The following is an 18,022-nucleotide window of genomic DNA, read 5'->3' on the forward strand; positions in this document are numbered from 1 at the left end:
TTTTGTACATATAGGTTGGTAATATGTGCAGTGCGTGATAAAGTAGGGATGATATAGAGTGGATTATCCATAATCTACTAAAACGAATCTTTAGTAAAGGAATTAAATTATTGGTGAGTAAGGGGAAAAAAGCAATTATGGATCAGGAAAAAAATAATGCGAATGGGAAAGTACGTCGGCCGATTGTATACATAAAAAGAACAATCATTCTCGTCTTACTATTATCACTTGTATATTTCATGTATACAAAAATTGTTGCGCATAATAAGAAAGAAGAAACTTTAAAAGCGGCAGCAGAAATGAAGAAACAAGAAAAGCTAAAAAAGAAAGAAGAAAAAAAGAAACAAGAAGTACAGAAGCAAAAACAAAAAGAGCAGGAAGAACAAGTGAAGCAAGCGCAAGCTGTGGAGAAGCTTCCCGAGGGACCACCTCAAGAAATTAATGAAAACGCTCAATTGGACCAGTATTTACAAAACGCAGGATTTAGCGGGACAGCTGTTATTGTGAAGAACGGAAAAGTTCTTTTGAATAAAGGGTACGGTATGGCAAATAAAGAACAGAAAGTACCGAATAATTCAGAGACGACTTTTTATATTGGTTCTATTTCAAAGGCGTTTGTAGCAACTGCTATTATGCAGTTGAAAGATCAAAATAAATTACAAGTAGAAGATACTGTTGCAAAGTATATTCCAAATTTTCCTCAAGGTAATAGTATTCAGCTAAAACATCTATTAACACATACATCAGGGATTCCCGAATATGAGCAGGGAAAAGAAGATATTTCTCATGAAGAACTGATAAAGCGGATAGGAAATCAAAAGCGTATCGGTGGTCCAGGAGAGAAGTGGAAGTATTCTGATTCGAACTACTCTATACTTGCATACATTGCCGAGAAGGTAAGTGGACAGTCGCTCGAAGAATATATTAAACAACATATTTTTGCTATTGCTGGTATGAAACATTCTGGTTTTGGTACAGCGTTAGAACAAACAAGATTCCCATCAACGGGTTATAAAATAGTAAATAATAATATGACAACACCTAATATTCCGAGCATGTCACAACTATATGGTTGTGGTGATATATACACAAGTGCGCATGATTTATATTTATTTAACGAAGCACTATTCTCTGGTAAATTAATTTCAAAAGAGAGTTACGATCAAATGTTTACGGGTGGAAAAAAGGATTACGGGTTTGGATGGTACGTAGACCCAGGAAGCTATTCGAATCACGGTGTAATGCCAGGATGGAATTGCTTAAACGGATTTAGTAAAAATGGTAGTGTATATGTTGTTTTATTATCTAACATTCAAAATAACATTAAATCATTTGGTAAAGTGAATAACGATATTTATTCGATATTGCGGAATATTGAAGTGTAAGAAACTATCCTTTTGGATAGTTTTTTTATGCCTTGAACTAAATATTTCTTTTAGAAAATGTATGTCTTACCTATCACAAAAATATCTATTTTGTATACATTAAGATGTATGGATGTGAAATTTTATAATCTAAAAATAATAGGAGGAGAAGTGTATGTGTCTGTTCAGAAAATATTGGCATAAATTATCGAGAGTGTTTAATAGGCAATTAGAATATTTTTTAGATAATAAGTTATTACCTGCTGTGGAAAGACTTTTATTTTCACAAAACTTCGCGAGATTTATCCAAAGAAACTCTAAGCAAGCTACTGAAGAAGTTATTGAATCAAGTAGATTTCAATCTATTATTTGTAACATTTTAAAAGAATGTACTACATCACCTTTTAAAGAAATTGCAGAGCAGTATTTAGGTAAAAACGTAGAAATTACTGTGACAGTGGGACAGTTAACAGGCGTTATTGTAGCAGTTGGTGATGACTTCTTAACATTGCAAGAAGGAATAGGAACAGAAGTTTTATTACCATTTACAAGTATTATATCAATTAAAGAAGCGTAAGAAAGGAGCGTTATATATGTTATTTACTGATGAATTACGTAACCATGTTGGGGAACTAGTGCAAGTTGTGACAGCTGTAGAAATCATTGCAGGCGTTCTTTTATCTGTGACGGATGGGGCAGTAATTGTTCGTACTTCTCCTTCTTATGGACCACCAGAAGATGTAGTTGTGCGTATTCCTATTATTGCTTATGTTCGCTTGGAAGGGTAAGAGTGATACAAGTATGAGAGTGTCAGTTGTTATTCCAGTGCATAATGAAGCAAGTACTTTATCAAAAGTTTTAGTAGAAGTAAGAAAGCTCGAACCATATGAAATTATCATAGTAGATAATGGATCGACAGATGGTACGAAAGAAATAGCGCTACAGCATAATTGCCGTGTAATTTATTATAGATATTCCCTTGGTAATGATGTGGGACGGGCAATTGGTGCTAGAGAAGCAAAAGGTGAAATTGTTTTATTTTTAGATGGTGATATCGTCATGAAAAGTGAAGAATTATACAATTTTATTAAAGGAATACAGCAAGGACATGAGATTGTTTTAAATAATTTAACATGGTCCGTTTATTTGAAGATGAGACCGCATTATACGACGGTTGGAAAATATATGTTAAATCGTTATTTGAACAAGAAGGAGTTTGTTGTAGGATCTTTAATTGCAATACCACATGCGATAAGTCGTAAAGTGATTGAAAAACTGGGGTGGTGGAATTTAGCAGATCCAGCATTATTTCAAGCGATGGCAATGTCTAGAGGAGTAGATATTTCTGATATGGCTTCAGTTGATGTCATTTACACAAATAAAGTTCGTCCTGTCCATACGGGCACATCACCTGGCTCGCCTTATCCGAAAGCGACTAGTCGTATTATGGGTGATCATTTGCGTGCTTTACAATACGTAATCGAAACATACGGTAATCGCGGTGGTTTTTCAGAGGACAATAGAGATAGAGCGTTTGTAGGAAAGTATAAACCAGTTTTATTACAAAAGAAAAAAGCGAAATATAGTGCCATTATCCCGGTATCAGAAGAAAAAATAACTATAAGGTCTGTTATACAAGAAGTGAAAGAAGCAGGTGTAGATGAAATTATAGTTGTCGCGAATGGAGCAGATGTTGAGACTGTTAAACAGGCAAAGCTAGAGAATGTTATTGTAGTTGAATTTACGAAGGCGCTTGGACATAATGTAGCACGAGCAATAGGGGCCATGCATGCTACGGCAGATATTTGTTTATTCGTTGATGGTGATTTTGTTATTCCAGCAAAAAAACTCACTCCATTTTTACATGCTGTTGAAGATGGAAATGACGTGGTGTTAAATGATTTACAATGCTTATTAGATATGTTTCATCCAGCAGATCCAATTAGTATGGGAAAATACTTTTTGAATTTGGTAGCGAAAAGACCAGATTTATGGAATAACTCACTAACTGCTGTACCACATGCCATTCATAAGAAGGTAATAGAGAAAATAGGATATGACTCCCTTATCATTCCGCCATTAGCACAAGTGAAAGCTATTTTAGAAGGATTCTCTATTACAACAGTAGAGTTAGTAGATGTTATAAAAACAAATCAAGTACGTCCAGAGCAACACGAATTTGTAAATGGGCGTATTTCAGCGTTTGATCGTATTTTCGGTGATCAACTTGAGGCGGTTACGTATTTATTACAACGTACGGACGAACGTGGTGGTTTTACAGATGGAGATAGAGATAGAGATGTAATTCAACAATTGAGAAGGGAAGAAGAGAATACAAATGAATAGTAGTAAAGTAGCTATTATTGGGTTAGGGTATGTTGGCCTTCCTTTAGCGGTACATTTTGCAGAAAGAGGGCATACAGTACTTGGATTAGATAAAGATATTAGAAAAATAGACTCAATTATAAAAGGAGAAAGTTATATTCCAGATGTTTCTTCTAAAGAGTTACAAAGTTTATTGACGAAAAAAATTTTAACAGTAAATACACCAGATCAAGGCATTGCTGATTTTCAAAATAGTGATTATGTTATTGTCACTGTCCCGACTCCAATTAATGAACAAAGAGAACCAGACTTAAGTGCCCTCATTTCAGCTTCGCATTATATACAACAAAACCTTCAAAAAGGACAAACCTTCATTTTTGAAAGCTCCACATACCCAGGCACACTTGAAGAAGTCATCCTACCTATTATTTCTCAAAATAGTAACAAGGTAGGGGAAGATTTCTATATCGGATATTCGCCTGAGAGAATTGATCCAGCAAATAGTCAATATTCAGTTCAAGCTATTCCAAAAGTTATTAGTGGACAAACAGAAAAGTGTAGACAAAAGGTACAGGATTTATATAGTACCATTTTTGACGAAGTTGTACCTGTTAGCTCTCCGAAAGTAGCAGAGATGTGTAAGCTATTTGAAAATATTCAGCGCTTAGTTAACATTTCTTTAGTAAATGAACTAAACACACTATGTGAAAGTTTAGGCATTGATTTTTATGAGGCCATTGAAGCGGCATCTACAAAACCATTTGGGTTTACTCCATATTGGCCAGGGCCAGGGATAGGGGGACACTGTATTCCAGTAGACCCTTTATATTTTCAATGGAGAATAAAAAAGAATGGGGCAATTAGTCAATTAATTGAGGCAGCACATATAATTAATGAAGAAATGCCAGAGAAAATGGTCCGGAAAGTAAAAAGTGTGGTGCAATCACCTGCAACGGTGTTAATTGTAGGGATTGCGTATAAAAAAGATGTAAATGATTTGAGAGAATCACCAGCGTTACCGATTATTCAATTATTAAGAAATCAAGGATACGAGATAGAATATCATGATCCTTATATTTCTTTCGCGGAAATTGGAGATAAGGTGTATCAATCTGTTTCTTTAGATAAAGAAAAAGTTAAAAAAGCGGATTGTATTTTAATTTTAACGGATCATTCTAATATTGATTGGAAGCTTTTTAAAGGAATGGACCGAGTAATAGATACACGCGGGATTGTAAAGAAGGTGAGTAAATGAGTAAGAAATGTTTAATTACAGGTGGGGCCGGATTTATCGGGTCGCATTTAGCTGAAGAGTTGATGAGAAGAGGTTATGAGGTCACTGTTGTGGATAACTTTTATAAAGGTAAAAATAAGTACCATGAAGAGTTAATGAAAAAAATCCGTGTTATTCCAATAAGTGTTTTAGATAAAAATTCTATTTATGAATTAGTAGATCAGCATGATGTCGTGTTTCATTTAGCAGCAATTTTAGGTGTGAAAACAACAATGGAAAAAAGTATAGAGCTCATAGAAACGAATTTTGATGGGACGAGAAATATTTTACAAGCAGCGTTAAAAGGAAAGAAGAAAGTAGTTTTTGCTTCTACTTCAGAAGTATATGGTAAGGCCAAGCCGCCTTTCTCTGAAGAGGGAGATCGATTATACGGGGCAACTTCTAAAATTCGTTGGAGTTATGCAGTTTGTAAAACGTTGGAAGAGACATTATGTTTAGGATACGCATTAGAAGGTTTACCGGTAACGATTGTTCGATATTTTAATATTTATGGTCCAAGAGCGAAAGATGGTCCGTATGCAGGGGTAATCCCGCGATTTATTAGTGCGGCTTTGCAAGGAGAAGACATTCTCGTATATGGAGATGGAAAGCAGACACGTTGTTTTACGTATGTGAGTGATGCGGTAGAAGCAACAATTCGGGCAATGGATGAGAAGGTAAATGGTGAGATTATTAATATAGGTTCTGAGAATGAACAGAGTATAAAAGAAGTAGCAGAAGTAATTAAAAAATTAACGAATTCTTCTTCGAAGATTGTACAAGTGCCTTTTGAAGAAGTATATCCTCATGGTTTTGAAGAAATTCCAAATAGAAGACCAGATGTAACAAAATTAAAAAAGCTTGTTCAATTTCAGGCGAAAGTAACGTGGGAAAACGGATTGAAGGAAACAATTAAGTGGTTTCGTGAACAAAACAATGGCTAAGTCATTATCTGTTATTATTCCTGCATGTAATGAGGTCGATACGATTTCAGACGTTATTCAATCGGTAAGACCATTAAATCCAGTAGAAATTATTGTAGTAGCAAACGGTTGTAATGATGGAACAGAAGATGTTGCAGATCGTTTAGGGTGTAAAGTAATCAAACATACAGAGCTACTAGGGAACGATGTTGGACGTGCAGTCGGCGCAAAACATGCGATAGGTGATGTATTACTATTTATAGATGGTGATTTTGCTATTCAAACTTCAAAATTAAAATTATTCCTTAATCCGATTTTATACGATCAGGCAGATGTAGTTTTAAATAATTTGGATGCATTATTTTTAAAAAGGCAAAAACCTACTTCTATTACAGTATGGCGCCAAATATTAAATGCAATGTTAGAGCGTGAAGAATTAAAAATTAATTCTTTATTAGATGTACCTCATGCGCTGACGAAAGAAGTCGTTCAAAGCATCGGATATGAATGTTTTGTTAATCCTATTGTGGCTCATTTACGCCTACTTCAAAGTAAATGGAGAATTAGTCGTCATTGCGCCATTGACGTTATTACGCCAAATAAATTTCGTCCATTCCAACATGCTGCATATGGAACAAATCTTTCCCAATCTGAAAAAAGAATGATAGGTGATCATATAGAAGCAGTAGCGGCACGGATATTAAGCAGTGATGAGCGCGGAGGATATTATGATGGAAATAGGAAAAGGGATAGTGTCTATCATACTTTAAGTTTTGAAGAGTTTTATCAAGGATGGGGCGTCACATCTAATTTGTATAAAGGAAAGCAACTATCTGTTGTTATTCCCGTACAAGATGAAGAGAAAACAATCGGAAACGTTATAGAAGAGCTTCGCAAAATTGAACCCTTCGAAATTATCGTTGTCGTAAATGGTTCGTCAGATAAAACGAAAAAAATTGCAAAAGACAAAGGGGCAACGACAATTGTATATAAAGAAGCACTCGGAAATGATGTGGGGCGCTCACTTGGAACGTATTTTGCAAAAGGAGAAATTGTGTTATTTATAGACGGCGATTTTATTATTCCAGCGAGTGAGCTATATCCTTTTGCAAAAGCTATAGCAGATGGAAAGGACGTCGCATTAAATGATTTAAATCATTATTTAGATTTAAGAGTACCGCTTCATCTTGTAACTGCATTTAAGTATGCACTAAATTTAGCTTGTGATAGAAAGGATTTAGGGGTAGGCTCACTTATTGCGGTACCTAATGCATTTAGCCAAAAGTGTTTGAAAGCAATTGGGTATAAATCTTTATTGTCACCTTGTGTAGCACAAGTGAAGGCTCTTCTGTCTGGATTTGAAATTGCATGTGTATATCGTGTTGAGGTTGATAAGATGAACCGTATTCGTCCCAGTGAACATTTCGCAAAAATAGGTCACCCTCCAGCTGTACTTCGAATTATAGGTGATCATATAGAGGGGCTAGAGCAAATAATTTCATTAACAGACAATCGTGGCGGATTCTATGATGGCAATAGAAAAAGAGATGTTTTATAGAAGTAACAAAAAAAGTGTACAACATGTGTACACTTTTTTGTTCTGTTATAAAAACTATAACAGATTAGGAGATAAGAGTATTACAGCTCTACAATGGGTATTGTTCTTATATTACAAAATAGGACTCGTATATAAGGATACCAAAAAAATACAATTAAGGAAAGGGTTAATTTTAAAGACTTTTAAATGAAGTTAACACTATATATATAGTAGTTTGCTCAATATTTCACAAACATGTCACAACTATTTCGTTCACTTTCGTAAAAAAGTAGTATTCTAAGTGTGTAAGCTGTTATATAAAAAATCTTAGTCCTGTACTAATCAAAAATGGAGGAGATTAGGATGACTCAAGTATTAGAAAATGTTAAAAACGCATGGGAAAACTTTAAAGGTGAAAAATGGAAAGCAGAGATTGATGTTCGCGATTTCATTTTAAATAATGTAAACGTTTTCGAAGGAGACGAATCTTTCTTAGCAGAAGCAACTGAAGCAACGAAACAACTTTGGGATCAAGTAATGGATTTAACAACGAAAGAACGTGAAAACGGTGGCGTTCTTGATATGGATACAAAAATTGTTTCTTCTATTACATCACATGCCCCTGGATACTTAAATAAAGATATTGAAAAAGTAGTCGGTTTCCAAACTGATAAACCATTTAAACGTTCTTTACAACCATATGGTGGTATTCGTATGGCAGAACAAGCTTGTGAATCTTATGGATACGAAATGGATAAAGAACTTAGTCGTATTTTTAGAGATTGGAGAAAAACTCATAACCAAGGTGTATTTGATGCATACACACCAGAAATGAGAAATGCACGTAAATCAGGTGTTATTACGGGTCTTCCAGATGCATACGGACGTGGACGTATTATCGGTGACTATCGCCGAGTAGCGTTATATGGTATTGATCATTTAATTGAAGCGAAAAAAGCTGATTTAAATTTAACTGGCGGTGTAATGAGCGAAGATACAATGCGTTTACGCGAAGAGTTATCTGAGCAAATGCGTGCACTTCAAGAGTTAAAAGAAATGGCCGCTTCTCATGGCTTCGATATTTCTAAGCCAGCAACAAACACGCAAGAAGCATTCCAATGGTTATACTTCGCATACCTTGCAGCGATTAAAGAGCAAAACGGGGCTGCAATGAGTCTTGGGCGTACTTCTACATTCTTAGATATTTACATTGAAAGAGATTTAGCAAATGGTACTTTAACAGAAGAAGAAGTACAAGAAATTGTAGATCACTTCATTATGAAATTACGTCTTGTGAAATTCGCAAGAACACCTGATTATAATGAATTATTCTCTGGTGACCCAACTTGGGTAACTGAATCTATCGGTGGTATGGCATTAGATGGTCGTCCATTAGTAACAAAGAACTCATTCCGTTTCTTGCATACATTAGATAATTTAGGACCAGCTCCAGAACCAAACTTAACTGTTCTTTGGTCTAAACAATTACCAGAGAACTTTAAAAACTACTGTGCGAAAATGTCTATTAAAACATCAGCAATTCAATATGAAAATGATGACATTATGCGCCCTGAATACGGCGATGATTACGGTATTGCATGTTGCGTATCTGCAATGAGAATCGGTAAACAAATGCAGTTCTTCGGAGCTCGTGCAAACTTAGCGAAAGCATTATTATATGCGATTAACGGTGGTAAAGATGAAAAATCTAAAGCACAAGTTGGTCCTGAGTACGCACCAATTACTTCTGAAGTATTAAATTATGAAGAAGTTATGCATAAGTTTGATATGACAATGGAATGGTTGGCGGGTCTATATTTAAACACATTAAATGTTATCCATTACATGCATGATAAATATAGCTATGAACGTATTGAAATGGCACTTCATGATACAAACGTTCTTCGTACAATGGCAACAGGTATTGCTGGTCTATCTGTAGTAGCAGATTCATTAAGTGCAATTAAATACGCAAAAGTAAAACCAATTCGTGATGAAAATGGTATTGCAGTTGACTTCGAGATTGAAGGAGATTTCCCTAAATACGGTAACAATGATGATCGTGTAGATGAGATTGCTGTAAATCTTGTAAAAACATTTATGAATAAACTTCGTAAACATAAAACATACAGAAATTCTGTTCATACAATGTCAATCTTAACAATCACATCTAACGTTGTATACGGTAAGAAAACTGGTAATACTCCAGATGGCCGCCGTACTGGAGAACCATTTGCACCAGGTGCGAACCCAATGCATGGACGTGATACAAAAGGTGCATTAGCTTCATTATTATCTGTGGCTAAATTACCATATGAAGATGCACAAGATGGTATTTCTAATACATTCTCTATTATTCCGAAAGCACTTGGTAAAGAAGATGATGTACAAGTACGTAACTTAGTATCAATGCTTGATGGCTATGCAGTAAAAGAAGGCCACCACTTAAATATTAACGTATTTAACCGTGAAACATTAATGGATGCAATGGAACATCCTGAGAAATATCCACAATTAACAATTCGCGTATCTGGTTACGCTGTAAACTTTATTAAATTAACTCGTGAACAACAAATTGATGTAATTAACCGTACAATGCATGAAAGCATGTAAATGAAAAAAGTGTCCCTTCGCTCTTAATATATAGCGAAGGGAGGCTGTTTCAATAAAGGAGGAAGTAACATGGTAAAAGGAAGAATACATTCTGTAGAGTCTTGTGGTACTGTTGATGGCCCAGGGATTCGTTATGTCATATTTACACAAGGGTGTTTATTACGTTGTCAATATTGTCATAATGCTGATACGTGGGAAATCGGTAAAGGTAAAGAAATAACAGTTGAAGAAGTGATGCAGGATGTGACATGTTACCTTCCATTTATTGAAGCTTCCGGAGGCGGTATAACAGTTAGCGGTGGAGAGCCATTATTACAGCTAGACTTTTTAATTGAGTTGTTTAAAAAGTGTAAAGAGGCTGGTATCCATACAACAATCGACTCTTCTGGTGGTTGTTATTCTGAGGAACCAGAATTCCAAAATAAGCTAGATATTTTAATGGATTATACAGATTTAGTTTTATTGGATCTGAAACATATCGATTCCAAAAAGCATCGTAAATTAACAGGGAAACCAAATGAACATATTTTACAATTTGCTCGTTATTTATCGGATAAGAATAAACCGATTTGGGTACGACACGTATTAGTTCCTGGTGTTACGGATAATGAAGAGGATCTACAAAAACTATCTAGCTTTATTCAAAGTCTGTCTAATGTTCAAAAAGTTGAAGTGTTACCATATCATAAGCTTGGTGTATATAAATGGGAGGCGCTTGGACACAAGTATCCACTCGCAAATGTAGAACCACCTACTGAGAAAAATGTAGAACATGCTAAATATATTTTACAAGCGGTCTAATCCAAATATTGGATTAGGCTTTTTGCTTTCTTTACAATAAAATCTAGAGTATATATTGATAAAAGAGTATACTGAAAATAGAATATCCATAATTTTGTACGGAATAAATGGAGAAATTTACATAATTGTAAAGGGAAATCAAAATAGTAAAAAGAATTAAGAAGTAAAAGAGTGAGTATCATGGAATAGAGAACATTTGTAAGTTATTGCGAAAGCTCTTATAGGAAAGTATAATGTAAAGATATGAGCACAGATAGGATTAAGGGGTCAATCTTATATGCTTTGCATATCCACGACAGGTACATAGCTGAAAGGGAATTATTAAAATCTGTTTATGTAATTTTTAAGGAAAATGTTTTTCCTATTGTCGTATATGCAATATGGAGAAACAAAAAGCTAGGAGTGGATTTGTTTGATAAAAAACCCCAAGGTTTTAATATTAACTGCACATTACGGTAATGGTCATGTGCAAGTAGCAAAAACATTAGAACAAACATTTCGCCAAAAAGGAATTGAAGATGTTATTGTATGCGACTTGTTTGGAGAATCACATCCATTTATAACTGACATTACAAAATATCTATATTTAAAAAGTTATACAATAGGAAAAGAATTATATCGTTTGTTTTATTACGGGGTAGAAAAAATTTATGATAAGAAAATAGCATCTTGGTATGCGAACTTTGGAAGGAAACGTTTGAAAACACTTTTACAGGTGGAGAAACCAGATATTGTAATTAATACATTTCCAATTATCGCTGTACCAGAATTAAAGAAACAAACAGGTATTTCAATTCCTGTCTATAACGTATTAACGGATTTTTGCGTGCACAAAATATGGATTCATCGAGAAGTAGATCGTTATTTTGTTGCAACGGATCATGTGAAAGAATTGATGGTTGATATCGGTGTACCTGCGGAACAAATTGTTGAAACAGGAATTCCAATTCGGAGTAGTTTTGAGTTAAAGGTAAATCCAGAAATCATATATAATAAATATCAGTTATGTAAGAATAAAAAGATTTTACTAATTGTAGCAGGTGCTCATGGGGTATTAGGAAATGTAAAAGAACTATGCCAATCATTTATGTCAGTGCCTAATTTACAAGTAGTTGTCGTTTGTGGGAAAAATGAAGCTTTAAAACAGGATTTATTAAGTTTACAGAAGCAAAATTCCGATGCATTAAAAGTGTTTGGGTATGTTGAAAATATTGATGAATTATTCCGTGTTACTTCTTGTATGATTACGAAGCCAGGCGGAATAACATTAAGTGAAGCAGCAGCGTTGCAAGTACCTGTCATTTTATATAAGCCTGTTCCAGGACAAGAAAATGAAAATGCGATGTACTTTGAAAGAAAGGGAGCAGCAGTTGTCATTCGCGATGATAGTGAGGTTTTTGCAAAAACAGAGGCATTATTACAAGATGATGTGAAGCTTCTTCAAATGAAAGAAGCAATGAAAAGCATCTATCTTCCAGAGCCAGCTGGCCATATTGTAGATGCAATTTTGGCGGAAAATCATGCAGAACCGCGTCATATACCTATTAAATCACCTGCTCTTGCACAATCTTTTACTTAATATGAAACCCTCTTTGTATATGTAAAGAGGGTTCTTTATTATTTTTAAAGAAAATTTAGTGAGTTATCCACAAAAGGATTGCGCTTTCATTAAACGGTAAAGTCGGAATATTAACAACTATATCCACATTGTCCACAATTTTTAGAAAAATATCCACAATTAAAACAGCTGATATATGCTTTAATATAGAAAAATATTAAATGTTTTTGAAAATTACTAACAATTTCATCAGTTTTGTGGATAAAGTTGTCCACAGCAAAAAAGTCCCTTATGTATAAGGGGCTTTTTTGCTTACTTCTATCAGTCGAGAAAATTATGTAATGAAAATGAATAATTAGGGGGGAAACTTCTAATTATTCATTTTCACTTTAAATGCTTTTCGAGCGATATCCTGCTGCACGATCTGCTTTTTGAAATTCGTGTTGATAGAGAACTTCTTGTGTACTAGATAATGTGTTTTTTGCTTTATCACGTTTCTTTTTATCCATTACAAATCACCTCGTGTCTTAAAGTTACTATTTATCGTTTCCAAAGACATGAGGGGATATACGCATATGGAAAATGTTAACGATTGATTATCATTTCAGAAAATTTAGATTACGCTTCTTTTAATTGATGAGCATCTTGGAAGGTTGTATCTCGCATTGTAGCAAGTGTGTATTGATCTTTTGGAATTTCATATAAGTTATACACTTCTTCGTTTGCGTTAATTTCATCATATACGGCTTTTCTTGTTTCGTTTGCTAGATTCACATATTGCAGTTTTTCTGCAGCTTTAATAGAACGAATATTTATTTTACGAATACGCATGAAAATTGTTTCAATATCTAATTCATAGAAAAGTTCACTAAAAAATGAATCTTTTGCCAATTTGTTATAGCCTTTTCCATGATATGGTTTGCCAAGCCATGTCCCGAGAAATCCAGCTTTTTCTTGCACATCAAATAAAGTAATTGTTCCGATAGGGTTACCCCATTCATCTAAAATTGTGCGTGAAATTAATTCACCACGCTCTTCAGCTTCAATCGTTTGTTTCGTTAAGAATAAATATTCTTCATAAGAATAAGCCTTTTGACGCACAAAAGGGAAGACAGCTGGATCCACCATTAACTCGTATAGAACGTGGCTGTCGTGTAAGTCGCGTTTTTTCAACATACTAACTCCTCCTCACACGAGGGTAGCATGACGAAAAAACACCCCACCCTCGAAATTTTTATATCAATCTTTAAAAAATTTCGGGGTGGGAATCGAACCCACTAGAACCAGTTTCTAACGCTGGTGGCGCACCATTTGCCTTCCCCATTCATCAATTTGAAAATGATAATCACGACACAAATTGATTATGGTTTCATTCAGTTTATAATCGTATAATACTTTATCTAGTCAAAAAAATAAACTAGTTTTTTTATTTTTTTGTAAATTATTTTTCCATCAATCATAGTTAGTACAGGCTTGGCTAAATAATGGAAAGGATGATGAGTCCATAGCACGAGATCGGCGTCTTTTCCAACCTCGATGCTTCCAATTCTATCCTCTAAACGCAAATTTCGTGCTGGGAATATGGTGATTCCTTCTAGTGCTGTTTTCTCGTCTAACCCTTCTCTTACTGCAACAGCAGCGCAAACATTTAAATATTGAATGGGTGTATAAGGATGATCTGTTGTGATAGAAACTTCCACACCATTTTTTGATAATATATGGTAAGTATCCCATGTTTTGTTTTTTAGTTCGATTTTAGAACGGCGTGTCAGAGTGGGACCAACTGAAACCTTCAAATTGTGTTTTGAAAGTTCTTCAACAATAAAGTGTCCTTCTGTGCAATGTTCAATGCGTAAATCGAGATTGAATTCTGTTGCAAAGCGTAGAGCAGAACTAATATCATCTGCTCGGTGAGCGTGGATACGTACGGGTATTTCACGACGTAGTGCTTTTAAAATAGGAAGCATTCGAAAATCAGCTTCGTGCCCGTAGTGTTGTGCTTCATAGAATGATTCCCGAAGTAACCCCATAATCCCCATACGTGTAATGGATTCTTTTGTTCCATTACTATGGACTTTTTTAGGATTTTCTCCAAAGGCAATCTTTAAACCAGCAGGTTCTTGAATAATCATATGATCAATACAAGTTCCAGCTGTTTTTATTACACAAGTAGTACCCCCGATAATATTTTGACTGCCAGGCATAACGTGAACGGTTGTAATTCCGTTTTGTACAGCGTCTTGAAAGGCAATATCGAAAGGATGGATTCCATCTAAAGAACGAATATGTGGTGTTGAAACTTCAGATGTTTCATTGGCATCATTTCCAGCCCAACCAGTACCTTCATCATAGAGACCAAGGTGAGTATGGACATCAATAAAGCCAGGTAAGAGATGGAGTGCTCGTGCATCTATAACGGTCATATCTTGAGTAGGTGGAATAAAAGGTTTGACCTCGGTAATTCGCTCTCCTGTAACGAGTACATCTCCTTGAAACTTTTGAGATGTAATAGGGTATACAATGGCTTGTTTGAGCAATATTTTCATAGGTACCTCATTTCTGTTACTTTATAATGCTAATGGAAGTTAAGGGAAAGTAACTGAAAGGTTATTTGTATGGTAATGCTTCGGATCCTAGAAAATGAAAGTTTTGAAAGAGCCCATGTAAAATTGTGTTTTAGAAGTACTACATTGTATGCGAAAGTATATTTTGTAATGCATGGTCTATTTCTGGAAATGTGTATTGGTATCCATGTTCAATTGCTTTAATGGGTAATACACGTTGCCCTTCTAGTACAAGTATGCTCATTTCACCTAATAAAGTTTGAATGATAAAAGAAGGTACAGGCAACCAATGAGGCTTTTTCATTATAGTTGCAATGGTTTCTCCAAATTCCTTCATTCTTATAGGTGTTGGTGCTGTCATATTAAGAGGACCATCAATTTCTTTTTTGTGTATAATGAAATCCATCATACGAACGACATCGTCTATATGAATCCATGATAACCATTGCTTCCCAGAACCAATGGTGCCGCCGATATAGAATTGATAGGGAAGTAGCATTTTTGGAAGAGCTCCTTCATTTGCACCTAATACAACTCCAAATCTTGCGTAGATTGTTCGTATTCCGAGAGAACGCGCTTTAGATGCTTCTTGTTCCCATGAATATACTGTATTTGCTAAAAAGTCATTTCCAGGAGTCTCATGCTGTTCTGTAAAAGACTCTATTTCAGACGTTCCATAGTATCCAATAGCACTTGCGTTAATAAATGTGTGTGGCTTTGTATGGAGTCCCTGCAATTGTTTAATGAGTCCTTTTGTTGTTTGAATTCTACTGTTTAAAATGGCTTTCTTTTGTTGCTTTGTCCATCTACTATTAATAGACTCTCCGGCTAGATTAATAACTACATCAATAGAAGAGAGGGGGAAGGTTTGTAAATCTGGTGTCCATTGAACATACTGAAGGTTAGGATCGGAAGTTTCAGTAGTTTTTTTTCGTGTGAGAATGTAAACAGTATATCCTTTTTGAATAAAAAAAGTAGAAAGGGATTTACCGATAAAGCCTGTACCACCAGAAATTGCGATTTTCACAAGTATTTCCTCCTCATTATATATATTCTTGAAAAGAAAAAATGTTCCTCGACTATGTTAAAATAATAGAGAGGTGAGAGTATGGCTGTCATTACAAAAATAGAAGTACAAAAACGATCGAAAGAACGATTTAATATTTATATTGATAAAGGTCAAGGCGAAGAGTACGGATTTAGTGTGGATCAAGTAATCTTAATAAAACATGGATTACAAAAAGGCTTAGAAATTGATGAAATCGAGTTAGGAAATATTTTGTACAATGAAGAAGTGCAAAAAGCATATTTACAAGCAATCTCCTATTTATCCTATCAAATGAGAACAAAACAAGAAATAGAAGATTTTTTACGAAAAAAAGAAGTGGGACAGGCCATCATCTCTGAAGTCGTTTCGAAATTATTACATGACCGATATATTAATGATAAAGAGTATGCTGTTTTATATACGCGAACGCAAAGTAATGTGAATCGAAAAGGTCCAACTGTTATTAAAAGAGAGTTATTAAATAAAGGTGTTCAGGATTTAATTATTACACATAGTTTACAAGAATATCCGAAGGAAAAGCAAATTGGGAATGCCTTGTTTCTCATAGAGAAGAAGAAAAAATCTTATCAAAAACATTCTTTTTTACAAATGAAACTAAAGTTAGATGAGATGCTTGTTCGAAAAGGATATTCTAGAGAAGTAATTCAAATTTGTTTGGAAGAATTGAAAGACGAAAAAGATGACGAAAAGCAACAAGAAGCGTTACACTATCATGGGAATAAATATTATGAGAAATATAAGAAGCATGATGGATGGACATTTGAAAACAAGATGAAACAAGCGTTATATCGAAAAGGATTCTCTATTGATGAAATCGAGATATTTTTGCAAATGAAACGCGAAGAGGAATGAGGAGAATAAGATGAATATGCCAAAACGCTACAGTGAAATGACACCGCATGAGCTAAGGGAAGAAATTGGCGCTTTGAAGGAGCAAGCAGTAAAAGCTGAGCAGCTTGGGATTGTCAATGAATTTGATGTATTAATGAGAAAAATGGCAATGGCTCGTGCTTATATGACGGATATAAACAAATTCCGTATTGGTGAAACATATGAATTAGTAGAAGAACCTGGTGTATTATTTAAAATTACGTATTTCAATGGGGTATTTGCTTGGGGATATAAGCAAAATGATAATGAAGAGATTGGCATACCAATTTCCTTATTGCAAGAAAAATAAAAACCAGAGAGCATATATCTCTCTGGTTTTCATCTTTGGTAGGCGTTAAAGGAGATAGGAGATTCTAAAATTGGCGTTTTTTACATTCATTTGCCAATATAATGAGAGACTGGGTTTGTTGCGTCTGTCCGTTAACTTGCGCTTTCGCATGTTTTGGACGAGTCCACGTATGGTTAAATAATTCAGAACGACTATCTAAGCGATCACGGTAGCTCATCTTTATCACCTCGTGTAGGAAGTTAATTTAATTTGTATTACTCTTCCTGCTGATTTGCAGCACGCATACGTTCTTGTGGGTGCGTGTTAATTGTGCCGTTAGGTCGTTTCGAAGCGAAGCGTGATTTCGCTTTCGGTTGACCGTCGATTTTGCTGTTGTTTTTTGACTCAGACCAAAATTCGGCTTGTTTACCCATTACGAACGCCCTCCTCATTATCGGTTGATACCTCTTTAAGAAGTATCAATTATAGAATGTGCAAAATTGAAGAAACTATCCTTTAGAAATGAAGGGATAAATAGGTAAAAGGAGATTATAATATGAATGATATTTATGAAACATTAACGAAAGAATTATTAGACAAGAATGACAAGCTTTCTTACGCACAAGCTCGTGCGTGGGTTGAGTTACTATGGGAAGATTTTCAAACAACTTATGCAAAATCAGGTCGTTATCAAGGCGATGAAATGACAGAACAAGTGGTACGATCATGGATTAATAATCATGGTGTACGCCTTCATGAAATGCGTACAAATAATCCGAAGTATAGTCATTTAATTAATCAAGAAGATCATTTGAAACATTAAAAAAAGACGACTT

General features: G+C 34.9%; 20 protein-coding genes. 14 read left to right on the plus strand and 6 right to left on the minus strand.

Annotated features, from left to right (window positions below; translation table 11 throughout):
- Positions 1 to 137: 137 nt before the first annotated feature.
- The 11 genes from HMPREF1014_RS25480 to HMPREF1014_RS25530 all read left to right on the plus strand — a co-directional run bounded on the left by HMPREF1014_RS25480 (position 138) and on the right by HMPREF1014_RS25530 (position 12,415).
- A complete protein-coding gene (locus tag HMPREF1014_RS25480; RefSeq protein WP_000371844.1) occupies positions 138 to 1,385 on the plus strand; it encodes a serine hydrolase domain-containing protein in 1,248 nt (415 codons plus the stop codon).
- 154 nt (positions 1,386 to 1,539) lie between these two features.
- Positions 1,540 to 1,941: an LSm family protein gene (locus tag HMPREF1014_RS25485; RefSeq protein ID WP_000335545.1), complete on the plus strand. Its 402-nt coding sequence runs from the start codon at positions 1,540 to 1,542 to the stop codon at positions 1,939 to 1,941.
- Between the two features lie 16 nt (positions 1,942 to 1,957).
- Positions 1,958 to 2,152, plus strand: coding sequence for an LSm family protein (locus HMPREF1014_RS25490; RefSeq protein ID WP_000899469.1), 195 nt, complete (start codon positions 1,958 to 1,960; stop codon positions 2,150 to 2,152).
- Positions 2,153 to 2,165: 13 nt separating this feature from the next.
- Entirely contained in the window at positions 2,166 to 3,710 is a 1,545-nt protein-coding gene (locus HMPREF1014_RS25495) for a glycosyltransferase family 2 protein (protein ID WP_001266462.1), read from the plus strand.
- On the plus strand, positions 3,703 to 4,944 hold the full coding sequence (locus HMPREF1014_RS25500; protein WP_001088920.1) for a nucleotide sugar dehydrogenase: 1,242 nt from the start codon (positions 3,703 to 3,705) through the stop codon (positions 4,942 to 4,944). Before HMPREF1014_RS25495 ends, HMPREF1014_RS25500 begins: the two co-directional genes overlap by 8 nt.
- Positions 4,941 to 5,906, plus strand: a complete 966-nt coding sequence (locus HMPREF1014_RS25505) for a UDP-N-acetyl-alpha-D-glucosaminuronate decarboxylase (protein ID WP_000037016.1) — start codon at positions 4,941 to 4,943, stop codon at positions 5,904 to 5,906. Before HMPREF1014_RS25500 ends, HMPREF1014_RS25505 begins: the two co-directional genes overlap by 4 nt.
- Positions 5,899 to 7,443 carry a glycosyltransferase family 2 protein gene (locus HMPREF1014_RS25510; protein ID WP_002100715.1) on the plus strand — a complete coding sequence of 515 codons (1,545 nt, stop codon included), beginning with the start codon at positions 5,899 to 5,901 and terminating at the stop codon, positions 7,441 to 7,443. The genes HMPREF1014_RS25505 and HMPREF1014_RS25510 overlap by 8 nt, the downstream gene beginning before the upstream one ends.
- Positions 7,412 to 7,633: a hypothetical protein gene (locus HMPREF1014_RS25515; RefSeq protein WP_002094217.1), complete on the plus strand. Its 222-nt coding sequence runs from the start codon at positions 7,412 to 7,414 to the stop codon at positions 7,631 to 7,633. The genes HMPREF1014_RS25510 and HMPREF1014_RS25515 overlap by 32 nt, the downstream gene beginning before the upstream one ends.
- A gap of 152 nt (positions 7,634 to 7,785) precedes the next feature.
- A complete protein-coding gene (gene pflB / locus HMPREF1014_RS25520) occupies positions 7,786 to 10,035 on the plus strand; it encodes a formate C-acetyltransferase (protein ID WP_000195464.1) in 2,250 nt (749 codons plus the stop codon).
- Positions 10,036 to 10,104: 69 nt separating this feature from the next.
- A complete protein-coding gene (gene pflA, locus HMPREF1014_RS25525; protein ID WP_000238467.1) occupies positions 10,105 to 10,836 on the plus strand; it encodes a pyruvate formate-lyase-activating protein in 732 nt (243 codons plus the stop codon).
- Positions 10,837 to 11,248: 412 nt separating this feature from the next.
- Positions 11,249 to 12,415: a diglucosyl diacylglycerol synthase gene (locus HMPREF1014_RS25530; RefSeq protein WP_000594688.1), complete on the plus strand. Its 1,167-nt coding sequence runs from the start codon at positions 11,249 to 11,251 to the stop codon at positions 12,413 to 12,415.
- Between the two features lie 368 nt (positions 12,416 to 12,783).
- Here the strand turns inward: HMPREF1014_RS25530 and HMPREF1014_RS25535 are convergent, their stop codons facing one another.
- From HMPREF1014_RS25535 to HMPREF1014_RS25550, 4 genes are all read right to left on the minus strand, one after another.
- Complete coding sequence (locus HMPREF1014_RS25535; protein WP_000358481.1) at positions 12,784 to 12,903, minus strand: YfhE family protein; 120 nt, start codon at positions 12,901 to 12,903, stop codon at positions 12,784 to 12,786.
- Positions 12,904 to 13,012: 109 nt separating this feature from the next.
- Complete coding sequence (locus HMPREF1014_RS25540) at positions 13,013 to 13,570, minus strand: GNAT family N-acetyltransferase (RefSeq protein ID WP_000914737.1); 558 nt, start codon at positions 13,568 to 13,570, stop codon at positions 13,013 to 13,015.
- 224 nt (positions 13,571 to 13,794) lie between these two features.
- Positions 13,795 to 14,940 (minus strand): amidohydrolase, encoded by a 1,146-nt coding sequence (locus HMPREF1014_RS25545; protein WP_000698313.1) that lies wholly within the window; start codon positions 14,938 to 14,940, stop codon positions 13,795 to 13,797.
- 139 nt (positions 14,941 to 15,079) lie between these two features.
- Positions 15,080 to 15,985 carry a TIGR01777 family oxidoreductase gene (locus tag HMPREF1014_RS25550; protein WP_000684380.1) on the minus strand — a complete coding sequence of 302 codons (906 nt, stop codon included), beginning with the start codon at positions 15,983 to 15,985 and terminating at the stop codon, positions 15,080 to 15,082.
- 81 nt (positions 15,986 to 16,066) lie between these two features.
- Between HMPREF1014_RS25550 and recX the strand changes: the two genes are divergently transcribed.
- Both recX and HMPREF1014_RS25560 read left to right on the plus strand, forming a co-directional pair.
- Positions 16,067 to 16,879, plus strand: coding sequence for a recombination regulator RecX (gene recX / locus HMPREF1014_RS25555; RefSeq protein WP_000268504.1), 813 nt, complete (start codon positions 16,067 to 16,069; stop codon positions 16,877 to 16,879).
- Positions 16,880 to 16,889: 10 nt separating this feature from the next.
- Complete coding sequence (locus tag HMPREF1014_RS25560) at positions 16,890 to 17,207, plus strand: YfhH family protein (RefSeq protein ID WP_001057024.1); 318 nt, start codon at positions 16,890 to 16,892, stop codon at positions 17,205 to 17,207.
- Positions 17,208 to 17,271: 64 nt separating this feature from the next.
- Here the strand turns inward: HMPREF1014_RS25560 and HMPREF1014_RS25565 are convergent, their stop codons facing one another.
- A complete protein-coding gene (locus HMPREF1014_RS25565) occupies positions 17,272 to 17,424 on the minus strand; it encodes a YpzG family protein (protein ID WP_000122093.1) in 153 nt (50 codons plus the stop codon).
- 37 nt (positions 17,425 to 17,461) lie between these two features.
- Positions 17,462 to 17,620, minus strand: a complete 159-nt coding sequence (locus tag HMPREF1014_RS25570) for a small, acid-soluble spore protein K (RefSeq protein ID WP_000517891.1) — start codon at positions 17,618 to 17,620, stop codon at positions 17,462 to 17,464.
- 122 nt (positions 17,621 to 17,742) lie between these two features.
- Here HMPREF1014_RS25570 and HMPREF1014_RS25575 point away from each other — a divergent pair, with 122 nt between their 5' ends.
- A complete protein-coding gene (locus HMPREF1014_RS25575; protein ID WP_000998166.1) occupies positions 17,743 to 18,009 on the plus strand; it encodes a YfhJ family protein in 267 nt (88 codons plus the stop codon).
- Positions 18,010 to 18,022 lie beyond the last annotated feature (13 nt).

The sequence above is a fragment of the Bacillus sp. 7_6_55CFAA_CT2 genome (genome assembly GCF_000238655.1).
Lineage (GTDB): Bacteria > Bacillota > Bacilli > Bacillales > Bacillaceae_G > Bacillus_A > Bacillus_A cereus.